Origin of the sequence: Acinetobacter modestus, assembly GCF_014636095.1 — a bacterium.
GTDB lineage: Bacteria > Pseudomonadota > Gammaproteobacteria > Pseudomonadales > Moraxellaceae > Acinetobacter > Acinetobacter modestus.
Genome location: NZ_BMDV01000003.1, coordinates 193,486 through 204,306 on the forward strand (window position 1 = coordinate 193,486; position 10,821 = coordinate 204,306).

14 protein-coding genes are annotated in these 10,821 nt (G+C 39.9%); all 14 read left to right on the forward strand.

Features of this window, described 5'->3' with window-relative positions; all coding sequences use genetic code 11:
• Nucleotides 1–29 precede the first annotated feature (29 nt).
• On the forward strand, nt 30–353 hold the full coding sequence (locus IEV17_RS09100; RefSeq protein WP_004660034.1) for a hypothetical protein: 324 nt from the start codon (nt 30–32) through the stop codon (nt 351–353).
• Between the two features lie 53 nt (nt 354–406).
• On the forward strand, nt 407–964 hold the full coding sequence (locus tag IEV17_RS09105) for a hypothetical protein (protein WP_004660036.1): 558 nt from the start codon (nt 407–409) through the stop codon (nt 962–964).
• A 587-nt stretch (nt 965–1,551) separates the two neighbouring features.
• Complete coding sequence (locus IEV17_RS09110; RefSeq protein ID WP_004660038.1) at nt 1,552–2,766, forward strand: tyrosine-type recombinase/integrase; 1,215 nt, start codon at nt 1,552–1,554, stop codon at nt 2,764–2,766.
• 155 nt (nt 2,767–2,921) lie between these two features.
• The gene (locus tag IEV17_RS09115) at nt 2,922–3,572 is read left to right on the forward strand and encodes a hypothetical protein (protein ID WP_004660040.1); all 651 of its coding nucleotides are present in this window, start codon (nt 2,922–2,924) and stop codon (nt 3,570–3,572) included.
• Entirely contained in the window at nt 3,556–4,419 is an 864-nt protein-coding gene (locus IEV17_RS09120) for a hypothetical protein (protein WP_004660042.1), read from the forward strand. Before IEV17_RS09115 ends, IEV17_RS09120 begins: the two co-directional genes overlap by 17 nt.
• A gap of 126 nt (nt 4,420–4,545) precedes the next feature.
• Nucleotides 4,546–4,839 carry a helix-turn-helix transcriptional regulator gene (locus tag IEV17_RS09125; protein ID WP_004660043.1) on the forward strand — a complete coding sequence of 98 codons (294 nt, stop codon included), beginning with the start codon at nt 4,546–4,548 and terminating at the stop codon, nt 4,837–4,839.
• A gap of 5 nt (nt 4,840–4,844) precedes the next feature.
• Entirely contained in the window at nt 4,845–5,054 is a 210-nt protein-coding gene (locus IEV17_RS09130; RefSeq protein ID WP_171062398.1) for a helix-turn-helix domain-containing protein, read from the forward strand.
• Nucleotides 5,051–5,605 (forward strand): BRO-N domain-containing protein, encoded by a 555-nt coding sequence (locus tag IEV17_RS09135; protein WP_004660046.1) that lies wholly within the window; start codon nt 5,051–5,053, stop codon nt 5,603–5,605. The genes IEV17_RS09130 and IEV17_RS09135 overlap by 4 nt, the downstream gene beginning before the upstream one ends.
• The gene (locus tag IEV17_RS09140; protein WP_004660047.1) at nt 5,598–5,966 is read left to right on the forward strand and encodes a hypothetical protein; all 369 of its coding nucleotides are present in this window, start codon (nt 5,598–5,600) and stop codon (nt 5,964–5,966) included. The genes IEV17_RS09135 and IEV17_RS09140 overlap by 8 nt, the downstream gene beginning before the upstream one ends.
• 9 nt (nt 5,967–5,975) lie before the next feature.
• Nucleotides 5,976–6,284: a hypothetical protein gene (locus IEV17_RS09145; protein WP_004660050.1), complete on the forward strand. Its 309-nt coding sequence runs from the start codon at nt 5,976–5,978 to the stop codon at nt 6,282–6,284.
• Nucleotides 6,277–6,582, forward strand: a complete 306-nt coding sequence (locus IEV17_RS09150) for a hypothetical protein (RefSeq protein ID WP_004660051.1) — start codon at nt 6,277–6,279, stop codon at nt 6,580–6,582. Before IEV17_RS09145 ends, IEV17_RS09150 begins: the two co-directional genes overlap by 8 nt.
• Nucleotides 6,579–9,032 carry a DUF927 domain-containing protein gene (locus IEV17_RS09155; protein WP_004660052.1) on the forward strand — a complete coding sequence of 818 codons (2,454 nt, stop codon included), beginning with the start codon at nt 6,579–6,581 and terminating at the stop codon, nt 9,030–9,032. Before IEV17_RS09150 ends, IEV17_RS09155 begins: the two co-directional genes overlap by 4 nt.
• A gap of 783 nt (nt 9,033–9,815) precedes the next feature.
• A complete protein-coding gene (locus IEV17_RS09160) occupies nt 9,816–10,442 on the forward strand; it encodes a hypothetical protein (protein ID WP_004660055.1) in 627 nt (208 codons plus the stop codon).
• Between the two features lie 43 nt (nt 10,443–10,485).
• A complete protein-coding gene (locus IEV17_RS09165; RefSeq protein ID WP_004660057.1) occupies nt 10,486–10,713 on the forward strand; it encodes a hypothetical protein in 228 nt (75 codons plus the stop codon).
• Nucleotides 10,714–10,821 lie beyond the last annotated feature (108 nt).

Genomic DNA, 10,821 nt, shown 5'->3' on the forward strand with positions numbered 1-10,821 from the left:
ACATCACAGAATTAACTAAGGAGTATCTCATGGGCGGAAAATCAGCAAAATATGCCGAGTCATGGACACCAGAACGGAAAAGAAAACAACGGGATTGGATGTTAGAGAATAAACCATGGCTAAAATCAACAGGTCCAATTACAGAAGAAGGGAAAAAGAAATCAAGCCAAAATGCGACAAATCATTTTGTGAAGACTTCTTTAAAAACTTTAGATAAAATTATGAAAAGACAAGAAAAGGTACTTCAGTTACTAAGAAGTGATGTGGCTATGGAAGAACATATGAAAGAAATAGAAGATGAAATTACAGGCATAAAACGAATAATACGAGGCTCTGGAACTGAACAAAAGTAAAGAATACGAACTATTAAATAATAAGAACTCAAATTTAGTTCAGAGTTTTTTTAATGACTTATTTAGTAGACGATAAAATTAATGCTTTGGCTCTTAGTCAGAACCTACTTACTAGACAGATTCAATTAGCTGGTATTGGTGTGTTTAATGACACGGCGAGGGAATTGCTAAGCATTGCTCGTGATCGTGGAATCAGCATAGGTGATGCTTATCTTGAAATGATGGATAACCTTACCCAATCAGAAAAAAAGCATTCACAGGCTCAGCAGGCAGCATTAAATGCATATGATAGACATATTGCTGAACATAAGGATGAAATTGATCATTTAAATAAACAAATCAAGCAATCTGAACATAAGGTTGTACAGTTAGAACAAGATATTATTCTGAATAAAAATCTGTTGGTTGACCAGAAGAGTGAACTGAAGAAAAAGAATTTCTCTGATGAGCAAATTGAAAAAGTCTTGAGTATGAATAAACCTTTTGATGAACACATAGTTAAAACTGAAATCCAAGAGCTAGTTTCAGAAGTTAACAGAGCTAAACAGCGTGTTAGTCAAATTTATGCAAAGGCTAAAGAAGTTCAACTAGAAATTTATTACAACCAGTAACGGAACCACCTAAATTTTGTTATTAAGCAAAAGTAGATAATTAAAACCTACCAAACATTATTTAGTTTGCATTTGCCACATGAGAACTTTCACCTTCTCATGTGGTTTTTTTTCCATTGAGATATTTAGTACCTGATACCACCAAGACTTTTTGATTCGTCATTTTTGGCGAAACAAATAAATTCATAATTTTCTTCAAATTTACATATTTCATGGGCCTAGAACAGAGAGCTTAAGCATGATTATATTTCCAGCAAGCAAATTTTTGTATCATGTGGTGTATCATGATGTTTTTATAAGTATATTTATTATTTTAAATTAGTTACTTATGTTTATGTTCGATGGTGGGTCCCGCCACCAAATTGATAAGAATAGATATTACTAGACACTACCAAAGGCTTAAATCATAAAGGTTTAAGCCTTTTTTTATACCCCTAGCCACTACCATCCATCCCCCTTAATCACCTATACTTTGTTGGTATTTTTGTTGGTATAAAGCGATACCAATAATTTTATACCAACAAATGCCCTAATTTCATACCAACAGTCCGCTAGATTTTATACCAACAAATAAGGGGGAAAGCCTTGTGTTGACTGATGCACAGCTAAGACGAATTAAAGCCAATCCCAATAAAAAAACGCCTGATAAATACAGCGATACCAACGGGCTACAACTGCATGTTTTTCCGACTGGTCGTAAGACTTGGATATATGCCTACCGATACCAAAACAAGCAGCGTTCACTTACTTTAGGGAGTTATCCCGACCTATCGTTAGCAGATGCAAGGATTAAGCTATCAGAGGCAAAGAAAACGCTAAATGAGGGCATTGACCCTAACCAAGCCAAAAAGAGCAACCTAACCCAGTTAAACGGCGAGCATAGCTTTGAGTATGTGGCGATGGAGTGGTATAGGAAAAAAGTAGAGACATGGGCAGCAAGCACCAGTGTAAAAACCAAAGCACGTTTAGAGGCGGATATATTTCCGTTTATCGGTGCAATGGATATTGCCAGTATTAAAGCACCTGATCTATTGAGCGTGATTAAACGTATTGAGGACCGTTCACCTGATACAGCGAAAAGAGCATTACAGGAATGTGGGCAGATATTTAGATATGGCATAGCATTGGGCAAAAATGAAAATGACCCAAGCCAAGCATTACAAGGCTTATTACTACCTGTAAAAACAAGGAACTTTGCAGCGATTACCGACCCAAATAAAGTGGGCGAATTTTTAAGGGCAATAGATGACATTCCCAATACAACACTTGTTGTAAAAAGTGCATTTAAATTAGCACCTTTGTTCTTTGTGAGAATTGGCGAATTAAGAAAAGCCAAATGGAGTGAAATAGACTTTGATAAACAAGAGTGGCGTTACTTCATTACCAAAACCAAGCAAGATCATATTGTACCTTTGTCAAAACAGGCAATCGAGATTTTAAAAGAACTGCAATGCTTAACTGGTCAGCATGAATATATATTTGTTGGCTACCGAAACAATAAAATCCCTATGAGTGACGGCGCACTTAATGCAGCAATACGCCGTTTAGGCTATGACACACAAGAAGAAATCACGGGGCATGGTTTTAGGGCAATGGCTAGAACCATTCTGAATGAGGAAATGGGCATACCTGTAAGCGTTATTGAGCATCAACTAGCTCATAAAGTACCTGATAGCTTGGGAACAGCCTATAACCGTACCAAGTTTTTAGAGCAGCGCAAAAAGATGATGCAGCAATGGGCGGACTATCTCGATAGTTTAAAACAGAATGTCATTCCATTCCCTAAGCATAAGACTGCATAACACATAAACGACAAATAACGCCGTGCTAATACTTTCCACGCCTAGCCATGACCTAAGCGGTTTAATATACTGGATGAGCTAGGTCTAGGAGGCATCCGAAAGCATATACCCAATATGTTGATCTAGTATCTTTTGGGAATGCTGTGGGAGGCATAATGTATAACTTTAATAATAGTGATTGTTCGCAGTATTTAGAATCTGCTGAATGGTTAAGGCTTTCAGATATTTTAAATGAATGGTGCAAGCTAGATCAGTCCTGCAAGAAAATAAAAGAATTGGCTATCTTAGGCGCGTGTGAAAACCAACAAATAGAATATACGCGTAATGATGGAAAATCCTTCGATGACCCCGTTATGGAACTATATGGCAGAGGCTTACTGTTAATTAATAAACGCTCCTTTAATCGCTGGAAAGCTAAGTTTGAAAATAAAGAGCAAGGTTTTAATAAAAAGAATAAAAGTAGTATTTCTCTTTTGGATTTCTTAACAAATGAAGATGCTGAATACATAAGTATCAGTGACGCTATAGATTCTATTCATCATCACTTAGGTGCGAATCAGGACATATCTAAGGCTGTGCAGTTATTAAATTTAGCTATTGGCAGGGCGGACGAACCACCAAGTATCTATAAAAAAGATGATTTTAAAAGCTGGATGCCAGTCATTTTAAAGAATCAATATAATGGTGCCTTTATGGAAGCCCCTAACCCCAGTGACCAAGCAAAACTAGAAGTAATTCATTATTTAGTAAACAAAATAATAGAAAAACGTGAGGCGGAGGACTTGGATAATGACTTACCGTTCTAATCCTTTCGATAAACAGGATTACAGTAAATTTGCTTTTAAAAAGTCTGAACTATTGGCAGTACTTCAAGCTATTGATGAAAACTTTAGCTTCGATACTGTTGCATCAAGTGAACCTATACAAGAAGCAATCGAAATAGAAAAATCGGATAATCAAATACCCTTACATATTAAAATTTTGGCAATGAATGATTATTTCACTATTGTTGAGTCGGCCTGCTTTATTTCGTTAGATGAGCCAGAAAAAATACAAGCATACGTGGATAGCGGTGACTTGACCTATGATGCTTGGCGTTATGCAGAGCATATTCAGGCAGTAAAAATAATTGAGAATGCCATTAGAGCAAATAAATTAGATATAGAATCTGATGGCATGATACCAAGAGAATCATTACAGAAATTTCTCTTTGAACGTACTCGTGTGATTCCAGGTTTTAACGACAATCTACCAATACAAGAGCCTATAGGCTGTGGAAATCCAACCATCCAACAAACCGACCCAAACATTGAAAGTCTAAATGCTGAAATTGCACGATTAAAGCAGGAAATGGTTAGTAAAGATCAAACCATAGCTGAACTACAGCAGAAAAATGGCAGTCTTGTAGCTGAAAATGCAATAAATGATATTGAAATATCTTTGAAAAACAGTGAACTACTATTTATTGCGGTGCTATTAAAAAAACTACAAAGTGCAATCACTACAAAAAGACACAAGTCACAAAATGCTATATTGCAGTCTATCGAAACTGAATACGGCGTTGGGAGTGGATTATCAAAAAGTACGACTGATAAGATAATGAAAAAGGCAAACGGTATTTATAAGTCTTTGATAACAAATAAAATGCAATGATTTAATATTGCAATGCAATTTTATGTTCATTGCATGAAATGAATTAAAAAACAACAAGATAAATACTGCACCTATCAACCCTTGCCATGAACTGACAGGGGAATTGTTTAATTGATAGGTGAATCTATGACAATAGCCATTCTACAAAACCCTGATGCTTTCCTACGCATTAAAGACCTTGCCAATTTCCCTGAACGTAAGGAACGTATCCAAACCCATAAAGCAGGCAAGTGCAAAGGGCAGACTAAACGCATCTCCGCACGTCCAGCATCTAGGGGCATTCTAGGCGTATCTGACAAAACGATATGGCAATGGGTGAAACAAGGTGAATTTCCTCAACCAATTAAATTAGGCAACGTCACAGTATGGCGTTTATCTGATGTGCAGGCATGGATGCAGGCGCAAGGACTGGATGCATAACCATGATCAACCATCAAACTGTCATCCTAGACCACCTCCAACAAGGCAAAACCATAAGCCAAGCCGAAGCCATAGAGCTATGCGACTGCTACCGCCTTTCGGCTGTCATTGACCGATTAAGAAAGCAAGGTTTTGAAATCGTGACTCATAACGAAAAGAACCTGAACAGCAAAGGCACTCACGCCCGATACGAATTAAAAGAGGTGACAGTATGAACGCCGTTACCCATTTTGATTTTAAATCCAGTTCCGTTCGTATTGTTTTAGATGACAACGGCGAGCCTTTATTTTGTTTGGCGGATGTGTGCAAGGTTTTAAATATTTCTAGGTCGTCTGATCTATTACAGATTCAAAGGGGGTACGTTAAAAACGAAACCCCTAAACGACATGGCGCATTAGACCCTATTGGCGTACACAAAATCAGTGTTTCAACCAATGGCGGTAAACAAGAACTGATTTTTATTAACGAGCCGAATCTCTACCGTGTCATTTTCAGATCAAACAAACCCGAAGCTCTCAATTTCCAAAACTGGGTATTTGCAGAGGTATTGCCAACGCTCAGAAAGACAGGCTCATATTCAGCAAGGCAGACTGCTTTTGATGAATTAAACCGCCTATGTATGCAAGCAAAGACCCAAAAGGCTAAAGGTTCATTTCATGGCACTGGATTAGTGAACCATCGTTATTCAATGCGAGATTTAAACCTACGGATTGCGACATGTACAACAAATTTACAGCTAACCTTTGAGGGGTTACACCATGACTAAACCAGTAAACCCTGAATTTTTCAAAGCCTTTGACCATTACAAAAACATGGTTAAGCAGTACGGTGATGACCACCCCATCACTGAGCAGGCCCTTATTTTGACAATGCACTACACGCCTGAGCATATCAAAGCGGAAATGCACCAAAAGGCTAAAGAATTGAACTTGTTGCCACCAGTAAGCGGTTACACGGATGACTGCGAACCTATGTACCGCCTAGAGGACATTGCAAAGCATTTCGGTATTAGCTTTGAAGAAGCAGAACAGCGTTTATTGCAGATGATGGATAACCGCCAGCAGGTCGGCTTATCAAATGATGGCGTTTTGATTAATTCAGATATTCACATCAATCGTGTGCAGTGAGGGCCAGTAATGAAAAACAAATTATTCAATATTGCTAACGCTCCCCAGTATGGTTATATTAATCGGGCTTTGGGCAAAATCTCAAAGTTAGCTTTGGTCAGCTATAAATTCTCACTAGGCGTACAGTCCGCAAGGGCTTTTTTTGTACGTACTATCTCTATGCGTCCGCATATCTTTATGGTGGAGCTGGAGGGGAACACTTTCGAGTGTGCTGGTAACCTAGTGAGCCAGTTGACCAATCCCTTTCAGCTTCATCTATCCCAAATGGTCATGGGTGGTGAAGCTCCAAAAACACTAGGAGCGCATACTCATGCCTAATCAAATCAATTCTACAAATACACCTAAAAAATACGATGCTGGCGACATGCACGATCTAGCTTCATTGGCTGCATGTGATATGAACTGGATGCAAAGCGCACTAAACCGAGTCCACCGTGACTTCATCAAGTTAAGTGTGGACTTACAGCAACAAGGCATACATTCATGCCACTTCGATGAACTAAAAACCGCACTGGAGATGTACAGCTACCTAGCAGAGGAGCATCATAGCTACCATGCAGAAATGTCAGAACAATACGAACAAGAATGGGAGAATACAAAAGGGGGTGATGTATGAATATAAAACCCTCATGGGATAGTACCGCTGATATGTTCGAGGGTGGCATTTCAAATGCTAACCCTCAAAAACAACAAAGCCCACTTGAGCGAGTGGGCAACGATGCAAGCGATTCAATTGTTGAAGCACTTGAAGAATATACAGTCCCATTATTTAACAATAATCCGCTACATATCGCAATGCTTGAAATGATGGGCGGTTGTCCTGTAGAAATCCGCCGTTCTGTGATTGAGAACGCCACCCAGTACGGCGAATCTAATGATGATGCTTTATATGGCTTGGCAGTTTTTGATCTTTTTGACGAAAACTTACAACCGATTGGAGCAGTATTTACCAATCCAACGATTGAGGGATTCAAGGACATTGTTTTTGGTCGTGGTGGCTTGTATTTCAATCGCTCAAAGTTGAGTGAATTTCCTTTGATCGTCACAGATGACATTCACCTTGCCTTTAAAACGACATATCCAGTCTATTCGCCATATCAATCAGACAAGATCAATGCTTATACCCTCAAGGCATTGATGCAGGCACATTCTGATCTATGTGTCATTGCTCCAGTACACCAACAGGACGACATAAAACGTCGCTACACCGACCTTGATGTCAAAATAGCATTTATTCCCGAACCGCCTAATTTTGCGATGTCACAGGATGAAGTTGATTGCATGATTAAGGCAGCAGTAGAACAAGCCAAAGCACCCCCAAAGGGGCATTTAGCCAAACCGTTCAAAATGGATGATGGTTCGTGGTTGCATATTCTTGAAAGTGGCTTATATCAGATCAAGGAAAAACAGGACGAAAACGGCGAAACCAAACAAAGCAAAATCCTAATTTCCAATGCCCTAATTGTTTTGGGAGAAGCCCGAAGCCTAAAAAATGACAACTGGAAACGTGTTATTCAGTTCCACGATAAAGATCGTACTTTGCATACATTGATTATCCCTTATGAGCATTTCATGGGTGAAGCTCAAGACGCTTTAAAGTTAATTGCTAGTCATGGATTGATGCCGCCACGTCAGACCTACAAGAAAAATGTATTCATCAACTACATTCAAGACTACCCCATCGAGAAGCGTTTTCGTTGTGTAGATCGTACTGGATGGTATGGCAATACCTTTGTCACCACCAACCGCACCTACGGCAGCCAAGACGATGAGCAGCTATTATTCAATAGTGAAATGAAAGACCCTTACAGCACAATGGGAACGCTCGAGGGATGGCAAGAGTTAAGCCGATTGATTGAACCTCATGCCCTTGCTGTATTGTCCTTTGCCTGTGCATTTTCGGGGCAATTGGTGACACCACTGGATATAGAAAGCGGCGGCTTTCATATTTACGGTACTTCAACCGATGGTAAAAGTACCATTACAAAGGCAGCTTGTAGCGTATGGGGCAGACCAAAAGACGTATCAAAGTCATGGCGCACCACTGACAACGCTTTAGAAAATGATGCCGAACTCCGCAATGACAATTATCTCAATCTTGATGAATTACGGCAGGCAGTTCCGAAAGCCGTATCAGATATTGTTTATATGCTGACAGGTGCACAGGGTAAAGCTAGAGGCAGCAAATCGGGCAGAAATAGAGAAAATAAGCAATTCAATCTGATGTACACCTCTACAGGCGAAATTGCCCTTGAGGACCATTTAAGACGTGGCGGCATCGAAATGGATGCAGGGTTATTACTCCGCTTTGCTCATATTCCCAGTGATGCAGGCAAAGGATACGGCGTATTTGAGCGTATCAATTACGGCAGCAGCTCCAGCGATGTTGGTAATCGTATCAATGAGCTATCCGCCAAACACTACGGACATGCTGGCATTAAATGGCTTGAGTACCTGACCGCAAATAAAGATGACTTGATGCTACAAGCGCAATCCATGCTCGATGACTTCATAGTCAAACATGCCACCAAAAACAGCCAAGCGGTGCGAGTATTACGCCGTTTTGCACTTGTGGCGGTTGCTGGTGAATTAGCAACACAGGCAGGCATCACAGGATGGCAGCAAGGGCGAAGTTTTGACGCTGTAGGGCAATGTTTTAATACTTGGCTAGGCACATTAGGCAACGGCGGAAATATTGAAGAAACAAAGATACTAGAGCATGTCGGGGCATTCTTTGAAGCACACGGGACAAGCCGTTTTGAAAGCCTGACAGTTATCCGACAACCTGACGGCGAAGTCATCCGCCCACGTATTCATAACCGTGTCGGCTATTTTGACCCTGACGAGCGTGTCTACCTTGTGTCGTCCACCATGTTTAAAAAGGAAATGTGCATAGGACTCAATGAAGCCACCGCCAAAAAGGTGCTTAAAGCAAATGGATGGCTTGTACTGGGTGAAGATGAACGAGTAGTGAAGCGCATGGGCGGAAAATTACCCGATGGCAGCCGCCCGAGAATGATGCACTTTAAGGCTGATGTCATGCACAGCTTTGATGATGAATCCTAAAATAGCGTTTTTAAGATGGGACGTGTGGGACGTTATCAATATATTTTAATGTAATACATTGTTATATATAAATATTATAACGTCCCATTAATTAAATTATATGGTTTTTAAATGTGGGACATAGATGGGACGTGTGGGACGTCATTTAATATACGTCCCATTGCGTCCCAAGTATCATACTGATATTTTTGACATATTTATTAGAGAGTGGGACGTATGTTTTTTATACATAATCAATATCTTATCTATGCACGTCCCAAAAGTCCCACACGTCCCATCTAAAAAGGCACATACATACAGCTAAACGAGAGAACAACATGACAAATGTCATTCACATCATAATTGGGGTTACTGCTCTTTCCATTTTGGTTGGCAGTATATTCTTGTATTTTCGCTGGAAGTCTATCAAGGCTCTAAATAAGCTGAACCGTAAAGCGATGTGTATCCACATTCCTGACTTTATTGACCCTAATCCTATTAAGGTCAACAGGAATACAACCAATAGACGAAGAATCTTATGTAGTGGGCATTTTGAAATGCTGAAAAAACAGAAAAACAACTCACAATCACTAACTTATTACCCTGACGACACCCTTTAAAAAACGCACTTAAAACCACGCTATAACGTATATATGACAAGGTTTAAACGGTTATTTATAGATAATTTTATATCTTAATTCCATCAAGGTAGAGTGAAAAAATGCCCCATAAATGACACTGTTACACGGTAACGATAATAATTAGATTGTGTTAGACGCTGAAAATCTAACAAGGTGAACAGAGATGACCAACGAAACAGATCAAAACGAAGTTGCGATAAATAAAGGCGGCAAAATCAAATCAAAAAAAAGTGATTCAGACAAAGCGATTGAGGACTTTCTACAGAATCCCGAAACACTCAACGCCATTGTGATTGATTCATTCAAAGGAAACCTTTTTGGCGAACGTGTAGAACTTGGCGGCATTATTGACTCATTGCAGCAAAGCAGCGAACAACTACAAAGCGACACTCCCTTGTTACTAGCGGAGCGTATTTTAATGTCACAGGCGCAAAGTCTTAACGCCTTGTTTTGCGATATGGCAAAAAGAGCCAACAGGCAAGAATATGTGGCGAATATGGACAAACTTCTAAGGCTGGCACTCAAAGCACAAAGCCAATGCAGGGCAACACTGGAAACCTTGTCCAATATCAAGAATCCCCCAGTCATATTCGCTAAGCACGCCAACATTGCCCACAATCAACAAATCAATAACCAACAGGTAAACAATAGCCCACAAGGTACGGTGCAAAGTGAGCAAACAAGCGAACCAGTACAACAGACACAATCTGCTATTGAGCAACAGCCAAAGCAAGCCATACCAACGGTTACAGATGCAAAAATCACCGCTAGAAAGGTTAAGGCAATATAGTTTGTTTGTTTAAATTAAAATATTTCTCACGCGCGAGGCATATATGAGCAATAAACACTACTGGACAGAAGAACGCCGCCAAGAACAACGAGACAGAATCAACGCAGTCAAACCGTGGTTAAAGTCTACAGGTGCGAAAACGGCAGCAGGCAAGGCAACAGTTAGCCGTAACGCCTACAAGGGCGGTGTAGTGTCAAATATAAATGAGTTAGTTAAACAGGTTAATGCAATGTTTAAAGAGCAAAGGGAAGCATTGAAGCGTATAGATTAAAACGCCGCCCCAGTGGGGCATTTTTATTAAACATTCAAAACCCAAGCCTCTGCAAATGTGTTATCACTTATGGTTTTTGTAGGGTGGTTTCAGTAGAATCCATTGAAT

Coding starts and splice junctions, on each gene's coding strand:
- IEV17_RS09115 (WP_004660040.1), top strand. CDS start 2,922: ATGTATAACTTTAATAATAGTGATTGTTCGCAGTATTTAGAATCTGCT.
- IEV17_RS09105 (WP_004660036.1), top strand. CDS start 407: ATGACTTATTTAGTAGACGATAAAATTAATGCTTTGGCTCTTAGTCAG.
- IEV17_RS09140 (WP_004660047.1), top strand. CDS start 5,598: ATGACTAAACCAGTAAACCCTGAATTTTTCAAAGCCTTTGACCATTAC.
- IEV17_RS09155 (WP_004660052.1), top strand. CDS start 6,579: ATGAATATAAAACCCTCATGGGATAGTACCGCTGATATGTTCGAGGGT.
- IEV17_RS09145 (WP_004660050.1), top strand. CDS start 5,976: ATGAAAAACAAATTATTCAATATTGCTAACGCTCCCCAGTATGGTTAT.
- IEV17_RS09150 (WP_004660051.1), top strand. CDS start 6,277: ATGCCTAATCAAATCAATTCTACAAATACACCTAAAAAATACGATGCT.
- IEV17_RS09135 (WP_004660046.1), top strand. CDS start 5,051: ATGAACGCCGTTACCCATTTTGATTTTAAATCCAGTTCCGTTCGTATT.
- IEV17_RS09165 (WP_004660057.1), top strand. CDS start 10,486: ATGAGCAATAAACACTACTGGACAGAAGAACGCCGCCAAGAACAACGA.
- IEV17_RS09125 (WP_004660043.1), top strand. CDS start 4,546: ATGACAATAGCCATTCTACAAAACCCTGATGCTTTCCTACGCATTAAA.
- IEV17_RS09120 (WP_004660042.1), top strand. CDS start 3,556: ATGACTTACCGTTCTAATCCTTTCGATAAACAGGATTACAGTAAATTT.
- IEV17_RS09100 (WP_004660034.1), top strand. CDS start 30: ATGGGCGGAAAATCAGCAAAATATGCCGAGTCATGGACACCAGAACGG.
- IEV17_RS09160 (WP_004660055.1), top strand. CDS start 9,816: ATGACCAACGAAACAGATCAAAACGAAGTTGCGATAAATAAAGGCGGC.